19 protein-coding genes are annotated in these 18,678 nt (G+C 64.8%); 13 read left to right on the forward strand and 6 right to left on the reverse strand.

From position 1 onward, the window contains the following. The first annotated feature begins 9 nt into the window (after positions 1-9). The 10 genes from V8683_RS12650 to V8683_RS12695 all read left to right on the forward strand — a co-directional run bounded on the left by V8683_RS12650 (position 10) and on the right by V8683_RS12695 (position 10,138). Positions 10-666: a DUF2291 family protein gene (locus V8683_RS12650; RefSeq protein WP_411191782.1), complete on the forward strand. Its 657-nt coding sequence runs from the start codon at positions 10-12 to the stop codon at positions 664-666. After that, on the forward strand, positions 663-2,207 hold the full coding sequence (locus V8683_RS12655) for a sugar ABC transporter ATP-binding protein (protein ID WP_411191781.1): 1,545 nt from the start codon (positions 663-665) through the stop codon (positions 2,205-2,207). The genes V8683_RS12650 and V8683_RS12655 overlap by 4 nt, the downstream gene beginning before the upstream one ends. Before the next feature lie 26 nt (positions 2,208-2,233). Further along, positions 2,234-3,319 (forward strand): ABC transporter permease, encoded by a 1,086-nt coding sequence (locus tag V8683_RS12660; RefSeq protein ID WP_411191780.1) that lies wholly within the window; start codon positions 2,234-2,236, stop codon positions 3,317-3,319. Between the two features lie 91 nt (positions 3,320-3,410). Then, on the forward strand, positions 3,411-4,367 hold the full coding sequence (locus tag V8683_RS12665) for a D-ribose ABC transporter substrate-binding protein (protein ID WP_043203241.1): 957 nt from the start codon (positions 3,411-3,413) through the stop codon (positions 4,365-4,367). Between the two features lie 93 nt (positions 4,368-4,460). Further along, positions 4,461-5,222: a triose-phosphate isomerase gene (locus V8683_RS12670; protein WP_411191779.1), complete on the forward strand. Its 762-nt coding sequence runs from the start codon at positions 4,461-4,463 to the stop codon at positions 5,220-5,222. 41 nt (positions 5,223-5,263) lie between these two features. Next, the gene (gene derI / locus V8683_RS12675) at positions 5,264-5,716 is read left to right on the forward strand and encodes a D-erythrulose-4-phosphate isomerase (protein ID WP_027796730.1); all 453 of its coding nucleotides are present in this window, start codon (positions 5,264-5,266) and stop codon (positions 5,714-5,716) included. Between the two features lie 82 nt (positions 5,717-5,798). Beyond that, on the forward strand, positions 5,799-7,340 hold the full coding sequence (locus tag V8683_RS12680; protein WP_411191778.1) for an FGGY-family carbohydrate kinase: 1,542 nt from the start codon (positions 5,799-5,801) through the stop codon (positions 7,338-7,340). Continuing rightward, complete coding sequence (locus V8683_RS12685) at positions 7,337-9,076, forward strand: glycerol-3-phosphate dehydrogenase/oxidase (RefSeq protein ID WP_411191777.1); 1,740 nt, start codon at positions 7,337-7,339, stop codon at positions 9,074-9,076. Before V8683_RS12680 ends, V8683_RS12685 begins: the two co-directional genes overlap by 4 nt. Positions 9,077-9,178: 102 nt before the next feature. Next, positions 9,179-9,751, forward strand: coding sequence for a BON domain-containing protein (locus V8683_RS12690; protein ID WP_411191776.1), 573 nt, complete (start codon positions 9,179-9,181; stop codon positions 9,749-9,751). Between the two features lie 159 nt (positions 9,752-9,910). Continuing rightward, on the forward strand, positions 9,911-10,138 hold the full coding sequence (locus V8683_RS12695) for a hypothetical protein (protein ID WP_462847912.1): 228 nt from the start codon (positions 9,911-9,913) through the stop codon (positions 10,136-10,138). Positions 10,139-10,178: 40 nt separating this feature from the next. On the opposite strand, the gene V8683_RS12700 is transcribed toward V8683_RS12695, so the two are convergent. Then, complete coding sequence (locus V8683_RS12700; RefSeq protein WP_411191774.1) at positions 10,179-11,375, reverse strand: helix-turn-helix transcriptional regulator; 1,197 nt, start codon at positions 11,373-11,375, stop codon at positions 10,179-10,181. A gap of 366 nt (positions 11,376-11,741) precedes the next feature. On the opposite strand from V8683_RS12700, the gene V8683_RS12705 reads away from it, so the two are divergent. The 3 genes from V8683_RS12705 (at position 11,742) to V8683_RS12715 (ending at position 14,514) form a co-directional block, all read left to right on the forward strand. Then, positions 11,742-11,969, forward strand: coding sequence for a hypothetical protein (locus V8683_RS12705; protein WP_411191773.1), 228 nt, complete (start codon positions 11,742-11,744; stop codon positions 11,967-11,969). Between the two features lie 101 nt (positions 11,970-12,070). Continuing rightward, the gene (locus V8683_RS12710; protein WP_411191772.1) at positions 12,071-12,361 is read left to right on the forward strand and encodes an H-NS histone family protein; all 291 of its coding nucleotides are present in this window, start codon (positions 12,071-12,073) and stop codon (positions 12,359-12,361) included. A gap of 551 nt (positions 12,362-12,912) precedes the next feature. Further along, positions 12,913-14,514, forward strand: a complete 1,602-nt coding sequence (locus V8683_RS12715; RefSeq protein ID WP_411191771.1) for a peptide chain release factor 3 — start codon at positions 12,913-12,915, stop codon at positions 14,512-14,514. A 70-nt stretch (positions 14,515-14,584) separates the two neighbouring features. On the opposite strand, the gene yedF is transcribed toward V8683_RS12715, so the two are convergent. The 5 genes from yedF to frmR all read right to left on the reverse strand — a co-directional run bounded on the left by yedF (position 14,585) and on the right by frmR (position 18,381). Next, positions 14,585-14,824, reverse strand: a complete 240-nt coding sequence (yedF, locus tag V8683_RS12720) for a sulfurtransferase-like selenium metabolism protein YedF (RefSeq protein WP_411191770.1) — start codon at positions 14,822-14,824, stop codon at positions 14,585-14,587. Beyond that, positions 14,824-16,044, reverse strand: a complete 1,221-nt coding sequence (gene yedE / locus V8683_RS12725) for a selenium metabolism membrane protein YedE/FdhT (protein ID WP_411191769.1) — start codon at positions 16,042-16,044, stop codon at positions 14,824-14,826. Before yedE ends, yedF begins: the two co-directional genes overlap by 1 nt. Positions 16,045-16,078: 34 nt before the next feature. Beyond that, positions 16,079-16,909, reverse strand: coding sequence for an S-formylglutathione hydrolase (gene fghA, locus V8683_RS12730; RefSeq protein ID WP_411191768.1), 831 nt, complete (start codon positions 16,907-16,909; stop codon positions 16,079-16,081). Positions 16,910-16,927: 18 nt separating this feature from the next. Further along, a complete protein-coding gene (locus V8683_RS12735) occupies positions 16,928-18,037 on the reverse strand; it encodes an S-(hydroxymethyl)glutathione dehydrogenase/class III alcohol dehydrogenase (protein WP_411191767.1) in 1,110 nt (369 codons plus the stop codon). Positions 18,038-18,105: 68 nt separating this feature from the next. Then, on the reverse strand, positions 18,106-18,381 hold the full coding sequence (frmR, locus tag V8683_RS12740) for a formaldehyde-responsive transcriptional repressor FrmR (protein WP_411191766.1): 276 nt from the start codon (positions 18,379-18,381) through the stop codon (positions 18,106-18,108). Positions 18,382-18,678 lie beyond the last annotated feature (297 nt).

Raw genomic sequence — 18,678 nt, forward strand, 5'->3', positions numbered from 1 at the left:
GTCTTGACTATGAGCACATTCACCCCGCCGATGAAGCGCCGCGCGAGACGCAGCGCCTGGACAGCGGTCGCGGCCGTGCTGGCGCTGATTCTGATTGCGGCGATGGCGCTGAGCACGAAGGTCGTGAAGATCGGGTCCGACTCGGATACGCAGGTCAAGACCTTCGATCCGGCGGCCTATGGTGCGACGCAGTTTCCGAAAACGCAGGCCGCGATCGAGAAGCGCGCAGTCAGCGCTGCGACGCTGGCCGCGGCCATTGCGAGCGACGCGGACGCGGCCGGCAAGCAGTACGGCGTGGCGGGCGGCGGAATCGGCCCCGAAATGTCGGTCAGCTTTACGGGCGTGGCCGGCAAGGACGACGACGGCGTCTATTACGTCAAGGTGCCGGGTTTGCCCGATGCCGTGACCATCCGGGTGCAGACCGGTCCGGCGATCAACGGCACCGATCTGCGCGACGCTACGGGCACCATCAGCTTCGAGCAGTTCACGAACCAGATCGACTACCAGAACGCGGGATACGCGATCAACGCGGAGATGAAAAAAGAGGTCCTGTCGAAAGTCGACACCAGCAAGTTGACGGGCAAGACCGTTTCGGTCGTCGGCGTATTCCAGTTGATCAATCCGAACGGCTGGCTCGTCACGCCGGTCAAGCTGGAAGTGAAATGATGAGCGCGCTCCCGCTGCAATCCATTCCGGACGACGTGGTGCTGTCGGCACGCGACATCGTCAAGTCGTACGGCGGCGTGCACGCGCTGAAAGGCGTGAACTTCGACATCCGGCGCGGCAAGGTGACCACCCTGTTCGGCGAGAACGGCGCGGGCAAATCGACGCTGATGAAGATCCTGGCCGGCGTGGAGACGCCGACGTCGGGGCATATCGAACTCGACGGAGAACGCATCGCCTTTTCGTCGGCGAACGACGCGCGCGACCACGGCATCTCGATCATCCACCAGGAGCTGAGCCTCGCGCCCAATCTGAGCGTGCGCGACAACATCTTCATGGGCCGCGAACTGCGCGCCGCCATGGGCGTCAATTTTGCCGAGGAAGCGCGGCAAACGAGGGATCTCATGGTTTCCCTCGACGAGGAGCAGATCGACCCGCTGACCCTCGTTCAGGACCTGCGGCTGGGCCAGCAGCAGGTGGTCGAAATTGCCCGGGCGCTTTCGATCGACTCGCGCATCCTCATCATGGACGAGCCGACTTCGGCGCTGAGCGCTTCCGAGGTGGAAGTGCTGTTCAAGGTGATCCGCGACCTGACGAGCCGCGGCGTGTCGATCGTCTACATCTCGCATCACCTCGAAGAGGCGCTGCAGATCACCGACTACGCCGTGGTGCTGCGCGACGGCAGGATTACCGCGACGGCCGAAGCGAGCGAGATCGATCTGGGCTGGATCGTGCGCAACATGGTGGGCGAGAACTTCGATCTCGGCTCGCCGCCCACGGGCTATGCGTTTGGCGAGGTCGCGCTCGCGATCGAAGACGTGAGCGTTGCCGACCCGTCCGGAGCCGGCATCTCCGTAGTCGATCACCTGTCGCTGCGGGTGCGCGCGGGCGAGATCGTCTGCATTTACGGACTGATGGGGGCGGGGCGCACGGAATTGCTCGAAGCCGTCGCCGGCCGCCATCCGACCACCGGCGGCAAGGTCCTGCTCGAAGGCGAGGACCTTGCCTCGCTGAGCATCGCCGGGCGCATTGCCCGGGGCCTCGTGCTGGTGCCGGAGGATCGTCAGCGCGACGGTCTTGTCCAGACCATGACCGTTGGCACCAATCTTTCGCTCGCGAGCATCCGCAGCTTCGTACGGGGGCTGTTGCTTTCCTCTTTCCGCGAGCACGAACTCGTCGGCCAGTCGATTCGCAACGTGCGCGTCAAGACCTCGGGACCGGGGGCGGTGATCGGCTCCTTGTCGGGCGGCAATCAGCAAAAGGTCGTGATCGGGAAGATGCTGGCCACGCGGCCCAAAGTCATTTTGCTCGACGAGCCCAGCCGCGGCATCGATATCGGCGCGAAGGCCGAAGTCTTTCGCCTGCTTGCCGAGAGCGCCGCGCAGGGCCTTGCCGTGCTGTTTTCCACATCGGAAGTTGCCGAATGCCTGAGCATCGCGCATCGCATTGTCGTCATGCGGCGGGGCCGGATTTCCGCGGAGTTCGGCACCGATGCCACCAAAGACCAGATCATGGCCGCCTCCGGCGAAGCCGTGGCGATCTGATCGTCGAGATGTATGGAGATTTGAACGTGAACGACGCCGCCAAGCCTTCCCATTCAACGACCCACGCGAGCCGCTTCGGCTCCGGATTCGATATCGGCAAGATGCTGCTGGAGGGACGAGCCTTCTTCGCGCTGATCGCGATCGTCGTCCTCTTCTCGTCGCTTTCGCCGAACTATTTCTCGCTCGAGAACTTCCTGACGATGGCCTCGCACGTGGCCATCTACGGCATTCTCGCGATCGGCATGCTGCTCGTGATCATCAACGGCGGCATCGATCTGTCGGTGGGTTCGACGCTCGGCTTGTCCGGCGTGGTGGCCGGATTCCTCATGCAGGGCGTGACGCTGAACCTGTTCGGCGCTGTGCTGTACCCGGCGGTCTGGGTGGTCGTGGTGCTGTGCTGCCTGCTCGGCGCATTCATCGGCCTCGTCAACGGTGTGCTCATCGCGCGGTTCAAGGTGCCGGCTTTCGTCGCCACGCTCGGGGTGATGTACGTCGTGCGTGGCCTGGCACTCCTGATGACCAACGGCCTGACCTACAACAATCTCGGCGGCCGTGCGGACCTGGGCAACACGGGATTCAACTGGCTCGGCTTCGATCGCCTGTTCAACATTCCCGTTGGCGTGCTGATTCTGGTGGTCATCGCGCTGCTCGGCGGCATCCTCTTGAGCCGCACGCCGTTCGGCCGCTGGCTCTACGCTTCGGGCGGCAACGAGCGCGCCGCCGAGCTTTCCGGTGTGCCGGTGAAGAAAGTGCAGATCAGCGTTTACATGCTCTCGGGCGTTTGCGCGGCCATCGCCGGCTTGATCCTGTCGTCGCAGCTCACTTCCGCCGGTCCGACGGCTGGCACAACCTATGAACTGACGGCCATCGCCGCCGTGGTCATCGGCGGTGCGCGGCTGACGGGCGGCACCGGCAATATTCGCGGCACCCTGCTCGGGGCCTTCGTGATCGGCTTTCTTTCCGATGGCCTCGTCATCATCGGCATTTCCTCGTATTGGCAGACCGTTTTCACCGGGGCCGTCATCGTGCTCGCGGTGCTGCTCAATGCCATTCAGTATCGCCGCCGCGTCAAGCGCCCCGCGCCGACCGGCAGCCAACCCACTTCCGCGTAGGGCGTCGGCAAGGCTCGAACTGCGCCGCCGGCTTGCGGGAAGCATGTCAGACCCAGACGCCATCACTAACCGAACAAAGAGACCGACTACCATGATTACCAAAAGACATACCTTGATGCTCCTTGCGCTCGCCGTCGCCATGCCCCTGTTTGCGGGGCAGGCCCAGGCGCAGAACCACGGGCTCATGACCATCATCGTCAACGATCCCGCGAACCCCTACTGGCTGACCGAAGGCAAGGTCGCCGCGGCCGAGGCACAAAAGCTCGGCTATACCGCGAACGTCGCGGCGTCGAAAGGCGACACCAATACCGAGAGCCAGTTGATCGACACCGCGATCACCAACAAGTCGGTTGCGATCATTCTCGATCCGGCGAATGCCAGCGGGTCCATTGGCGCGGTCAAGAAGGCCGTCGCCGCCAATATCCCCGTCTTCCTCGTCAATGCCGAGATCAACCAGGAGGGCATCGCCAAGGCGCAGCTCGTTTCGAACAACGCGCAAGGTGCGGCACTGGGCGCCCAGCAGTGGGTGAAGGACGTTGGTTCGAAGGGCAACTATGTGGAGCTGCTGGGCGCGCCGTCCGACAACAACGCGGCCACGCGTTCCAACGGCTACCGCTCGGTGCTCAGCCAGTATCCGGACCTGAAGGAAGTCGGATCGCAGGTCGCCAACTGGGATCGCACCCAGGGCTTTAACGCGACGCAGAGCCTGCTGCAGGCGCACCCCGACGTCATGGGCGTGATCAGCGGCAACGACGAGATGGCGCTGGGCGCCATTGCCGCGCTCAAGCAGGCCGGCAAGCTCTCGCAGGTGAAGGTGGGCGGGTTCGACGGCTCGCCGGCCGCGGTTGCCGCGGTGAAGGCCGGCGAGTTGCAGTACACGGTGCTGCAGCCGGTCGCCACGTTTGCCGCCAAGGCCGTGCAGGAGGCCGACCAGTTCCTGAAGACGGGCAAGACGGGCGTGAGCGCCGAAAAGCAGTTGTTCGACTGCATCCTTATCACCAAGGCCAATGCGGGTAAGTTCATCGCGCCGTTCACCCTGGCGAAGTGATGTGACGGCGGGGAGACGCCGGGGCGACCCGGCTCGCTCTCCCTGCCCGATTTGCAGCGGCACGAGTTTGCGCATCCGATTGACGACCTCATCATGACCCACTTCCCTTTCTGGATTGGCACCAGTTGGAAAATGAACAAGACCCTGGCCGAGGCGCGCGCCTTTGCTCAGGGCTTGCTCGACGATACCCCCGACGCGCGCGTGCAGCGCTTCGTGATTCCGCCGTTTACCGCCATCCGCGAAGTCAAGGCGATCCTCGCGCCGACCAGCGTGAAGGTCGGCGCGCAGAACATGCACTGGGCCGATCGCGGTGCCTGGACCGGCGAGATTTCGGCGCCGATGCTGGTGGATTGCGCCATGGACCTGGTCGAGCTCGGCCACTCCGAGCGGCGCGAGCATTTCGGCGAGACCGACGACACGGTTGGGCTCAAGGTGGAAGCCGCGGTGCGGCACGGGCTGACTCCGCTGATCTGCATCGGCGAAACCCTGGCCGATCGCGACAGCGGGGCCGCCACTGAAGTGCTGGCTGCCCAGGTGCGCGGCGCGTTGGCGCGATTGAGCGCCGACTCTCGCGCGGCGCCGCTGCTGCTTGCCTACGAGCCGGTCTGGGCCATCGGCGAGCACGGCGTGCCGGCCAGCGCCGCCTATGCCGACGCTCGCCAGGCCGAGATCATCGCGGCAGCGCACGACATGCTCGGCCGGCGCGTGCCATGCCTTTACGGCGGCTCGGTCAACCCGGACAACTGCGCCGGGCTGGCCGCCTGCGCGCATATCGACGGATTGTTCATCGGGCGCTCGGCCTGGGATGTGGCCGGGTACCGGGATATTGTCGCGCGGGTCAGGGCGGTGCTCTGAGGTCGCCGCGCGGTTGCCATCCAAAACTGAAGGAGATCATCGTGAAGCTTGCAATTGCCGGAGACAGCGCGGGGGCCGGGCTCGCCCATGTGCTGGCGGAATATCTCAAGGATCGGTTCGACGTTTCCGAGGTATCGGAAAACGACCAGGGTAATCAGGAGTTCTATGCGGATCTGTCCGACCGCGTGGCGTCGGACGTGGTGCGCGGCGCTTACGACCGGGCTATCCTGATCTGCGGCACGGGAATAGGCGTTTGTATTTCCGCCAACAAGGTGCGCGGGATTCGCGCGGCGTTGTGCCACGACACCTATTCCGCGGAACGCGCGGCGCTCTCGAACAACGCGCAGATCATCACCATGGGCTCGCGCGTGATCGGGCCCGAAGTGGCCAAGGCCATTGCCGATGCCTTTCTCGCGCAGACCTTCGACGAGAACGGCCGAAGCGCGGGCAACGTGACGGCGATCAACGCGGTCGATTCGAAATACCGCCGATAGACCGCCGATAGGCGTGGGCGGTTGGGGCTCCTTGTCGTGACGGAGCCGATCGCAGCTGCCGAACGGGCGTACCGGAGACACGATGGAGACGTATCTGCTCGGCCTCGATAGCGGGTCGACCGCCACCAAGGCCGTTATCTTCGACACCGCGGGCCGTACCGTGGCGGTGGGGTCGCGGCGTGTGGAGCAGCGGCAGCCGCGTCCTCGCCACGTCGAGCGGGACATGAACGAGACCTGGGCGGCGGCGGGCGCGGCGATTCGCGATGCGCTCGAATCCTGCAAGATTCCAGCGGACGCCATTGCGGCTGTCGGAGTGACGGGGCACGGCGACGGGCTTTACCTCGTCGACCGCGAAGGGGCGCCGCTCGGCGCCGGAATCCTGTCGCTCGACAGCCGGGCCTCGGAGGTCCGCGATCAATGGCGCGACACCGGCGTGCTGCAACAGGCGCTGGAACTCACCGGGCAGCGTCCCTATCCGTATGCCGCCGTCAGCCTGCTCAAATGGATCGAGCTCAACGAGCCGCAGCGGTATGCGCGAATCGGGCATGTGTTCTTTTGCAAGGACTGGCTGCGTTTCTGTCTGACCGGCGTGCCGGCGACCGATCCCACCGAAGCCAGTTCCTCCTTCACCGAGGTCCGCACGCAACGCTACGGTAATGCGGTCCTCGAGCTTTACGGTATGGCGCCCCTCGGCCGCGCGCTGCCGGAAATCGTGCCGTCCGCCGCGCCGGCAGGACGCGTCACCGCGCAGGCCGCGCGGCAGACCGGGCTGAAAGAGGGCACGCCGGTCGCGTGCGGATTGCACGACGTCACGTCGAGTGCCGTGGGAATGGGCATTACGGAGCCGGGCACCGTCTCGATTACGGCGGGGACGTTCAGCATCAACGAGATCCTTTCCGATCGTCCGCAATGGGATCCGCGCTGGTCGTGCCGCAACGGCACGCGTGACGGCCAGTGGATGAACATGTCGATTTCTCCGGCCTCGTCGAGCAATGTCGACTGGTTTCTGCGGGAGTGCTTCGCGCTCGAAGCGCAACAGGCGGCGCAACGGGGGGGCTCGCTGTTCGACTTGATAGAGGACGAATTGCAGGCCGCATTTGCTGAACCGAGTTCCGTCATGTTTCATCCGTTCCTGTTCGGATCGCCGTTCGAGGAGTCCGCAAGCGCGTCATTCTTCGGAATCCGAAGCTGGCATCGTCGCGCCCATCTGGCGCGGGCCGTGCTCGAAGGCACCGTTTTCAATCACCGCTACCACGTCGAAGCGCTGACCAGCGCCTTTGCCGCGCAGCGGGCGGGCCTGACGGGAGGCGGGTCGTCAAGCCCCATGCTCGCGCAACTGTTCGCCGACATTCTGGGGATACGGATCGATATTCCCGAAAGCCAGGAAGCCAGCGCGCTCGGCGCAGCGCTTTGTGCGGGCGTGAGTACGGGGGTGTATGCGTCCTTGCCGCAGGCATGCGCGCAAGCCTGCCGGGTCCGGCGGACGCACGAACCGGATCGGGACCGTCACAACCAGTTCAGCGAAGCGTACGACCTCTACATGCAGCTTATTTCAGGCACGCGCCCGTCATGGCCGGCGCTCGACCGGGCCGCCGTGGCGCACGGTTCGCGAGACGGCCGATGATGCAGCGAACGCGCGAATCCGCTCTGGAGAGGCTGGCACGGCAACCGCGTGTCGGCGTGCTGATCGTCGGCGGCGGCATCAACGGCGCTGGTGTGTTCCGCGACTTGTCGTTGCAGCAGGTCGATTGTCTGCTGATCGACAAGGGGGACTTTGCCTCCGGCGCGAGTTCGGCCCCCTCGCGGCTGATTCACGGCGGCCTGAAGTATCTCGAGACAGGGGAATGGCGGCTCGTTGCCGAATCCACGCGGGAGCGCAACCGGCTGCTAAGGAATGCGCCGCACTTCGTGCTGCCTCTGGAGACCGTGCTGCCGATCCATTCGTTCTTTGGCGGCATCGTCCCTTCCGTGCTGCGATTCTTCGGTATGCAGACGAAGCTGGCCGACCGCGGAGCGATCATTTCGAAGCTCGGCCTGACCCTCTACGATTTCCTCGGACGTCACGAGCGCAGCATGCCGCGGCACCGGCTCGCGCTGAGAGCGCGTTCCCTGCGGGAGCTGCCCTCGCTCGATCCCACCATCAAGGCCACCGCCACCTATTTCGACGCCCAGGTGACCCAGGCCGAACGTCTCAACTACGAACTCGTCGCTGACGGCATGACCGCCGGCGACGGCGCGCTCGCGGCGAATTACGTGACGGTCGACCAGGTGAAGGGGGAGACGGTCTGGTTACGCGATCTCGTCTCGGACCGGCGCTTTCCCGTCATGCCGGACGTCGTCATCAATGCCGGCGGCGCCTGGATCGACAGCGTGAACCGGTCGCTCGGCATTCAGCGCAGGTACATAGGCGGGACCAAGGGCTCTCATCTGATCGTGGACCAGCCCGAACTTCATGCGCAATTGCGCGGCCGCATGGTCTATTTCGGTTCGAAGGACGGCCGGATCTGCCTTGTCTATCCCTTCATGGGAAAGCTTCTCGTGGGGTCGACCGATCTGCGCGTGGAGGATCCCGACCAGGTGCGCTGCGAGGACAGCGAGGCCGAGTACATGCTCGGCGTGCTCAGGACCGTGTTTCCCGGCTGCGCGCTGACCGCTTCGAACATCGTGTTCCGCTACAGCGGCGTGCGGCCGTTGCCCTGGTCCGAAGCGGCGGACCCCGGCGAGGTCAGCCGCGATCATGTGGTACATGTCGATCACCTGCCCGAAACGCGCATTCCCGTGCTCTCGCTGGTCGGCGGGAAATGGACGACCTTCCGGGGATTTGCCGAATCGGTCGCCGACGACACGCTCCGGCGCCTCGGTCGGTCTCGCCGCGTCAGCACCCACGCGGAGGCGATTGGCGGGGGACGCGGCTTTCCACGCACGGCAGCGGAGCGGGCCGACTGGATCGCAGCACTTGCCGCGCGTTGCGGAATTTCGGCCGGGCGCGCCGAAACGCTGCTGTCGCGCTACGGCTCGACCGCAGCCGAAATTGCCGCATTTTGCTCGCGCAAGCACGATGGGTCCGACGACAAGCTGCTCACCGGCGCGCCCGGTTACACCGTGCGGGAGATTCGCTACCTGTGTCGATACGAAATGGTCGCGCATCTTGCGGATCTGCTCTTCCGTCGCACGACGATCGCGCTCGCCGGCCAACTGACCGGTTCCGTACTGGCCGAAACGGCCGCGATCGCTGCGGATGCGCTCGGCTGGGATTCGGCACGCACGCAGCAGGAAATCGAGACGGTTCGCGACATCGCGCAGCATCGCCACGGTATCGCGCTCAGCGATACCGAACTCGCGCAGGGATTGGGCATTTGACCGCCCGGACGCAGGTTGTCTGAACGATTTGCTTTGGAGACCGTAGCGGCCTATCCTGGGGGCTTGAGCGGCGCGCAGGCGCCGGCGACCAAGGAGGCGGCGATGAACCGGTTCGCAACGTCATACGGTTCGCGCGGCGGGCGGTTCGCACATGGGGCGCGGGCCGCCGCACTTCTCGTCTGTCTCGCCATCGGTCTTGCCGCGCAGGCGCAGGACCAGGCACAGACCGCACCGGACCCGCAGGCTGCGCGCAAGAACTGGTACAACGACCCGTTCTTTGCGCTTTCGAATGGGGTAAGCGCTTGCCCGCTGCCGCTCGGCCCGCTGATGACGCAGGCCGAAGCTCAGGACGACGCTCATTACCGCGTCGAACGCGGCACGAGTTGCTGGCTGGCCCACCAGTGCTCGAAGCCGAACGCCTATCTCTACGATGCCGACATTGCCGCTGCCGTCCGGCAGCAATTCCAGGGCGATGTCTTGCTGACCGGCACGAGCCTCTGGATCACGGTGCAACGGCGCTTCGTCTACGCGGAGGGTTGCGTGCCTGCCGCGTTCGACCGGGACGCGTTGCAGCGGCGCCTCGAAGCGATTCCCGACGTCGAGCAGGTATTCGTGCACGTCACCGCCGACCCGCGCGGCGCGCCCCCCTACCGGACGCTCGCGCGGCCCGATTGACCAGGGTCCTGATCCGCTTCGACGATCCGCCCCGTATCCCGCGCAGCGCTCTCGCGGCATGGCACAATCCCATCGTCGAAAAAACCAGAAGGCCCATCGGGGTTCACCATGAAACATCCAGGTTCGTCGTTGTTATCCGATATGCGCAGGCTGCCTTTCGTGGCGACCGCCTGTGTGGTCCTCGCCGCACTGTCCGCGTGCAGCAGCAGCCCGCCGCTGTTCCTCTCGGACGGCCGCCCGACCATCCAGGTGCAATGTCCGGCCGCCGGCGACCGCGATTCGTGTGCCCAGCAGGCCCGCGCGCGTTGCGGCGGTACTTACGACACCGTCAATACGTCCAGCGACGGCACTAATTACAACCTCGTCTTCGCCTGCAACGCGAAGTAACGCGAGATGGCGCGGGGTGGCATGAAGTTGTGCGAAGGCCCTAGCCTTTTTCCGCGGACCGCGCCGGCAGATGCAGCAGCAGGCGCAGCAGGTCCGGCTGGCGCCGTGTCGCGGTCTTCTGGAATACCGACTGCAACTGCTTGCGCACCGTGTCGTGCTGCACGCCTACGCGCGCCGCGATTTCCTTCTGTGTAAGACCCTCCACGAGCAGGTGCGCGATGCGGCATTCGGCGGGCGTGAGGTCGAAGGCGGCCGCGAGCACCTGCTGGTCCACGGGCGGCGCGGAGCGCGGGTGATAGAACGTTAGCGCCGCAATGGCGTCGGGCTCGGCGGCGCAGGCATCGCCGGCCGTCAGCACGTTGTAGAACACATAGAGCACCTCGGGACTGCTCGCCACCGGTGGCGCGAGCGGGAGCCCGCTACGCTCTTCGCGCTCGTCCGCCTCGTCGGCAACAATCCGGATCGCGCGAAACCGCGCCGCTGCGGCCAGCGCGCCACTGCCGCGAGCGCGCAGCCGCGCCTCGCTGATCGCGATGTCCTCCTGCAGCCGCGCCTGATGGGGCGCCGCGAGCGTCAGTTGGCGCGAGCGCATGCTCACGAGCGAGGTCGCGCGCAATAGCCGCAAGGCGGGCTCGTTGCTGTGCAGGACTTCGCCGTTCGCGTTCACGAGCATCGCGGGCGGCGTTGCGCGGTGCGCGAGTTCGGAGGCATTCAGCACGTAACGTTGCGCGCAGAGGCGCGCGACGCGCGTGAGATGCACGGTGAGCCGCTCGAGGAGGGCCCGCGCGTTCGCCGGCAGCGGACCCTGTATCTCGTCGCGCCGGCAGGCGACCATGATGGTCAGCGCGTCGCTGTCGATTAGCTTGCATATCGACACCTGACGATGGCCGGCCGCCAGTGTCGGCGGCTCGAACACGGGCTGCCCGGCTGTGTGTCGCGTGGCTGCGGTGTCGCTGAAATGCAACCATCGGGCGCCGGGAAACGTTCGCAGCCATTCCAGCCGGGTGTCCTCGTGATAAAGCGGCGGGATCAGCTCCAACGGCTCGATTTGTGAAATGTTAAATCCCGAGCCATAAGAAAAGAGTTTCATCTGGCGGTTGAACGCGCAAATGTGAACCGATGCGGCGCCGGTCGATTTCAGCAGTCGCGCGCAAAAATCTTTCCACGCGCCGGGATGATCGATTGCTTCGTAAATGGCGTGCAGCAGGCCGTCATATTGTGATTCGTCGGGTTCCACGGCTTTCTCATTACTCAAGGCGGACACCGGGCACCCTGCCGGGAAATGCGCCGTGCATATTTTTTCCACAAATGAGGAATATACAGGCGTTATGGCCGCCGTTAATCTTCGGTCCGGTTTGAAGCAAATACGGCATCAGGGTGAAGGAGGCGGCACAAGGCTTCTGTTCGGCAGGCAACGGAACATCGGCGGATTGAATCTTATCCTTGGACGTCGTGAAAATTCTGCCTGTCGTGCCCGACATTATCAAAAGAATGAGGGAAAGGGATATTCGGGTTATTGCGGCAAGAGGGCGGTAAAGCAGAAATTGCGTCAATGCGGGCGATGGATCGTTCTGAATAGAGGTCGTTATTACCGGGGGCAGCAGTGAATCACCATCAACTTGAAAAGGATATAGAGCATCTCGAACGTATTGTTTCGAGACTTTCCGGCGCAGATCGCATTCCGCTTTCTTATTGGCGCGGGCGCGTTGAAATGGTATCGAGTGCGAATCTTGTACCGGCGCAGGCGCAGCGCGTGAAGCGGCTAAACGAAGCGCTCTGCGCACTCGAGGATCGTGTACGCGAAAGCGAGCGCGGGGAGACCACCCGATAGCGCAAGTCGCGCGGGTTTTTCAAAAAAATTACGCAATTTGCCACGCTCTGGCTCCAAAACAGTCACAATACGGTTGTCGACTGAACCGGAGACTATTTTTTATGCCGAGCTACAAGCAATTGACCGCCCAACTGGAAAAGCTTCACAAGGAAGTGGCCGCGGCCCGCGAAAAAGAAGTTGCGCAGGCGATTGCCGACATCAAGGCGATGATCGCCGAGTACGAGATCACGCCGGAAGAACTCGGCTTTTCCAGCCGCGGGGCCACGCCGAAGAAAAAGTCCCTGCCGGCCCGCTATATGAATCCGAAAACGGGCGAAACGTGGAGCGGCCGCGGTCGGGCGCCGGGATGGCTGGCCGGCAAGAACCGCGACCGGTTCCTCATCGCGGAATAAGCGCCGCCGGGTTCCGCAGCTTCTTTCACGCTGTTGTTATCTCTCGCCGCGCCGGGTCTCCCGTAAAGGCTCACCCCGCACGGCATTCCCGCGGCGCTCACCCTGGGCGCCGTAGCACGCTGGAGCCGCGCGCTGTCGCGGCATCCTCGACCCCAGGTGCCGGCGATCGCGCTATCGTCTGGCGCACTCCACGGCCCGCAGGTCTTCCCGTAAAATCTCACCACCCACAGCACGGCGCGCCTGCCGCGAGTCTCGTCATGCACGGCATGTCGCCGTGCCGTCCACACGGGCGACTCGAACTTTGCGTCCGTGTGCCGCAATGCCGTGTATCATTCGTCCCCGGCGTCGTTTTGCGCCGGCGTGGGTCCCGAGTTTCGGACCGGTCGTGCGATTTTCCGCGACGCCGCATGCCGGCCCGCCCGCCGACGCTTTCCGGTTAGCGAACCCGGACGCCCCGAGGACCCGGACGGCCGCCCGCGCCGCCGTCCTTGCCGCAACCCGAGGAACTGTCCGGCCCGGTTGCCCGAATTCCATCAGTGATACCCAGCCCGATGTCAGTTGCCGAACTCAAACGCCGCCGCACGTTCGCGGTCATTTCTCACCCGGACGCGGGCAAGACCACGCTCACCGAAAAGCTGCTGCTGTTTTCGGGCGCGATCCAGATCGCCGGTACCGTGAAGGGCAAGAAGAGCGGCCGCTTCGCGACCTCCGACTGGATGGAGATCGAAAAGCAGCGCGGCATTTCGGTCGCGAGCTCGGTCATGCAGTTCGAGTACGGCGACGCGGTCATCAACCTGCTCGACACGCCGGGCCACGAGGACTTCTCGGAAGACACGTACCGCGTGCTCACGGCGGTGGATGCCGCCGTCATGGTGATCGACGGCGCGAACGGCGTGGAAGCGCAAACGCTCAAGCTGCTCGAAGTCTGCCGCAGCCGCAAGACGCCCATTCTCACGTTCATCAACAAGCTCGACCGCGAAGTGCGCGAGCCGCTCGACCTGCTCGACGAGATCGAGCAGCACCTCGGCGTTTCGGCCGTGCCCTTCACCTGGCCTATCGGCATGGGCAAGGAGTTTCAGGGCGTCTACGACATTCAGCGCGACCAGGTGCGCGTGTTCCGCGCGGGCGAGCAATCGCTCGGCGGCGCGGTGGAGACGCTGCAGGGCATCGGCGACGAGGAAGGCGAAAAGCGCTTCGGCTATCACTGGAAGCGCACCAAGGAAGAAGTCGAACTCATTACCGGCGCGACACCCGAATTCGACCGCGACGCGTTCCTCGCCGGCGAGCAGTCGCCGGTGCTGTTCGGGTCGGCGATCAACAACTTCGGCGTGAAGGAAATTCTCGACGCGCTCGTCGATCTGGCGCCGCCGCCGTCCGCGCGTATGGCCGTGCAGCGCCCGGTGGACCCGGAAGAGCCGAAATTCACGGGCGTGGTGTTCAAGGTGCAGGCGAACATGGACCTCGCGCACCGCGACCGCGTGGCGTTCATCCGCGTGTGCTCGGGCCGTTTCGAGCGCGGCATGCAACTGAAGGTCACGCGCAACAACAAGACCTTTCGGGCGAACAACGTGGTGAGCTTTCTCTCGCAGCGCCGCGAAACCGTGGCCGAGGCCTACCCTGGCGACATCATCGGCATTCCTAATCACGGTACGTTGAGCCTCGGCGATACGCTCACCGAAGGCGAAGATCTGCAGTTCACGGGCCTGCCGTTCTTCGCGCCGGAAATCTTCCAGACCATCGAAGTGGTGGATCCCATGCGCGCGAAGCAATTGGGCGAGGCGCTCAAGCAGCTTGGAGAGGAAGGCGCGATCCAGGTGTTCCGTCCGCTGCACGGCGGTTCGACGATTCTCGGCGCCGTGGGGCAACTGCAGTTCGAAGTGGTTTCGCACCGCCTGTCGGCCGAGTACAAGGTGGCCGTGCGCATCATGCCCGCGCGCTATCGCCTCTCGCGCTGGGTGACCTGCGACGATCCCAACGAGCTGCGCCGCTTCACCGATGCTTACGAGGCGCGGATGGCCTACGACGCGTCGAACGCCCCCACCTATCTGGCTTCGCACGTCTCCGAAATCGAGGTCGCGCAGAAGGCCTGGCCGAAGATCGTGTTCAACGAGCTGCGCGAGCACTCGGGGGCGCCGTTCCGCAAGACGAAGTAAAAGTAAAAGCGGGATTGGTCGCAAACCCCTTCGGGGGTTTTCTCGATTGCCGAGAATTCGGTCGGTATGCTTAACGCTGAATCCAGTAATGAATGGTCGGCCCGCGCTGTTCGACCTTGAGTACGCGGTAGCCGTAGCGCTGGGCGTCCGAAGGGATGCTGTTGATCGACTGCGGGCAATCGCTGAGCACTTCGAGTACTTCGCCGGGTTGCAGGCCCGGCATGGCTTCCAGCGTCGCAACGACCGGATAGGGACAAGGCTCGCCGCTCAGGTCGAGCCGGAAATCGGCGGTTGGGGTGTCGTTCGTCATCAGATGGCTCTCCCGGACTGGGGCTGGCTTGCCGCGCGCGATCGTGCGCGGTCGAGGAAGGTCTTTTCCCACCACAGCAGCAGGAAGAAAGCGACGACAAGGCCCGCATAGGTGACGATCAGGCCGCCCATGGGCCCGAACGCATTCAGCAGATTGACCTTCGGGTAGCGGAGCGCGAGCATGGGAGCGAGGCGATCCCACTGCGCGGCGAGCAGGGTGGCGCCGGCGATGTTGCCGATGCCGACCCACCAGTAGTGGACCTGGCCTTCCATCGCGCGGTACATCCAGCCCGTTTCGCAGCCGCCCGCAACCACAATGCCGAAGCCGAACAGCACGCCGCCGAGGATCGCATTCGGGCCCGCCCAGAAGATCTTGGGCGCGATGCCAAGCTGGACGTAGCTGAAGATCCCGATCGTGCTGGCGGCCATGCCGAGCACGATGGCACGCGCCATGGCCGTGCGGCCGGTGATCCACATGTCGCGGAACGCCGACGTGAAGCAGATTTGCGCGCGTTCGATCAGAACGCCGAATGCGATGCCGAATACCGCTGCGAGACCGAGTTTCTGGGCATTGAACGCAAGGCCGGTCGCGGCGGCAAGCGCTGCGCCGAACACGGCGATGCCGATACGGAATTGCCATGGCGACCGGACGACGGGCCCGGTGCCCGACTGGCCGGGCGTCACGCGTTCGAGTCGCGCGTTGGCGCGCAGGAAGGGCAGCAACGCCACGCGCGTGCCGAAATACGACCCGACGATGGTGGACAGCGCAAACAGCCACGCATGCAGCGAGAACTGGGGAATGCCGGTGAAAAACGCGGCGAGATTGCAGCCCATGGCGAGCCGCGCGCCGAATCCGGCAATCGCGCCGCCGGCCAGCGCCTGAACCACGCGGCGCTTGCGGCGCGGCAGCCGCAGCTTGACGTTGTTGGCCCAGAGAGCGGCGGACAAACTGCCGGCGAACATGCCGAGCACCATGACCCCATCGATACGGGTCCAGGGGGCGCCGTGCAGGCCTATGACCTTGAAGTAACCCCAGTCTTCGGGATGCAGGCCAAAGGCCTGCAGGATGTGCCCGCCCCAGCGGGTGAACTCGCCGGTGACGGCCCAGAAGGTGCCTGTTACGCCGAAATAGAACGCGGACAGCACGCCCGCGGTAACAATGGCGGGCAATGGCGCCCAGAACCGTACCAGATAGTCCTGCCGGATGCGGGACCACGTCATGCCCATGTCTCCAGAAATAAACGGGGTTTGCCGCTTAGCGCAGCGCTCCGGCATGAAAAGCCACGTGCTCGCCCATGAAGCTGGCGATGAAATAGTAGCTGTGATCGTAGCCTGCCTGGAGCCTCAACTGTAGCGGATAGCCAGCGGCGCCGCAGGCTGCCTGCAATAGTTGCGGCTTCAACTGGTTGGCCAGAAACTCGTCGCCCTCGCCCTGATCCACGAGTATCGGCAGGCGCTCGGAGACGGTGCTGACCAGCGCCGTCGCATCGTACTGCATCCAGGCCGCGCGGTCATCGCCGAGATAGGCGGCGAGCGCCTTTTGCCCCCACGGCACCTGACTCGGCGCAACGATCGGCGAGAACGCGGAGACGCTGCGGTAGCGGCCCGGATTGCGCAGCGCCACGACCAGCGCGCCGTGCCCGCCCATCGAGTGCCCAAAGATCGAACGCGCCTCGCTGGCCGGAAACGCCGCCTCGATCAGCGCAGGCAACTCCGCGCTCACGTAGTCGAACATCCGGAAATGCCGCACCCACGGCATTGCCGTTGCGTTGACATAGAAACCCGCACCCTGGCCGAGGTCGTAAGCCGGATCGTCCGCCACGTCGGTGCCGCGCGGGCTCGTATCGGGCGCGACGAGGATGATGCCGTGTTCGGCCGCGTAACGCTGCGCCCCGGCCTTGGTGATGAAGTTCTGCTCCGTGCAGGTCAGGCCCGAGAGCCAGTACAGCACGGGGCACTTCTCGCCCCGCAACGCGGGCTCGGGCAGATAGATGCCGAACTTCATCTCGCAGCCGAGGGCGGAGGAGGCGTGCTTCCAGACTTCCTGATAGCCGCCGTGGCTGGCGTGTCGCTCGATGCGTTCCATGGGGATCGGGTCCTTGGCTCAGTAGTGAACGACGGTCCGGATCGACTTGCCCTCGTGCATCAGGTCGAAGGCTTCGTTGATGCCCGAGAGCGGCTTCGTGTGGGTAACGAACGGGGCGAGCTGGATCTTGCCGCTCATCGCGTCTTCCACCATGCCCGGCAGTTGCGAGCGGCCCTTGACCCCGCCGAAGGCCGTGCCGAGCCACCGGCGGCCGGTGACGAGCTGGAACGGGCGGGTGGAGATTTCCTGGCCGGCTCCGGCCACGCCGATCACGACCGACTGGCCCCAGCCGCGATGCGCGCATTCGAGCGCGGCCCGCATGACGTTGACGTTGCCGATGCACTCGAAGCTGTGGTCCACGCCCCAGCCGGTCATCTCGACGATCACTTGCTGAATGGGCTTTTCGTGATCCTTCGGGTTCACGCAGTCGGTGGCGCCGAAGGCGCGCGCGAGGTCGAACTTGCCGGGATTGGTGTCGATGGCGATGATGCGTCCGGCCTTGGCGAGCTTCGCGCCCTGAATGACGGCGAGGCCGATGCCGCCAAGGCCGAATACGGCCACCGTGTCGCCTTCCTGCACCTTCGCGGTGTTCTTCACCGCGCCGAGGCCCGTGGTCACGCCGCAGCCGAGCAGACAGACCTGTTCGGGGTTGGCCTGGGGGTCGATCTTCGCAAGCGAAACCTCGGCCACCACGGTGTATTCGCTGAACGTGGAGCAGCCCATGTAATGGTAGACGGGCTGTCCGTTGTAGCTGAAGCGGGTGGTGCCGTCGGGCATCACGCCCTTGCCCTGGGTGGCGCGCACGGCCACGCAGAGGTTGGTCTTGCCGCTCTTGCAGAAGAGGCACTCGCCGCATTCGGCGGTGTAGAGCGGAATGACGTGGTCGCCCGGCTTCACGCTCGTCACGCCTTCGCCCACTTCGACGACGATGCCGGCGCCTTCGTGGCCCAGCACCGCGGGGAAGAGGCCTTCCGGATCGTCGCCCGACAGCGTGAAGGCGTCGGTGTGACACACGCCGGTATGGGTGATCTTGACGAGAACCTCGCCCTTGCGCGGCGGTTCGACGTCGATTTCGACGATTTCCAGGGGTTTGCCGGGTCCGAATGCAACGGCAGCACGTGATTTCATGGCAGTCCTATTGAAATGATAAATCGAAGTGTTGGATCGACGGCGCGACGCGCGGAGCCCGCCGGCGATTACCGCAAATAGGTTCGAACGAGGGTCACGACATCGTCGATCGATCCGGAAGCGTCTTCCGCCGACCCGGCGGCCTGCGTGAACTCCTCGCGCAGATGGCTTTCGAGCACGCCGGCCATCACCCCGTTGATCGCGCCGCGGATAGCCGCCAGTTGCTGCAGGACGGGCCCGCAGTCGGCGCCTTCTTCGAGCGCGCGCTCGAGCGCGTCCAGTTGCCCGCGAACCTTGCGGACGCGGGTGAGGACGCGTTTCTTTTCTTCGGGGGAATGTGGCATGACGTCGTGGAGTCGAGGTACCCGGGGGCAGTATAGGTCAATACTGGCCGGGAGTATACGTGGAGCCGGGAAGGAAACCCATCAAAAACCCATCAAGTCCCAGAAAGGCCGCCATTTACCGCAGACAAGAACGCAGCGCTTGACTGGCACGGACGTTGAGCTTGACCAGAACGGACGCGGTGGTCTGCCCGCTGGCACGCCGCCCCGGGCGGCGCGGCGGCCCGGGTATTTTCCCGATTGACGCCGTTCTGGCGCGTGCCGGAGACTGCGTCGCACAGACGGGCATCCGGAAAAAAT

The sequence above is a fragment of the Paraburkholderia sp. AV2 genome, assembly GCF_054968425.1.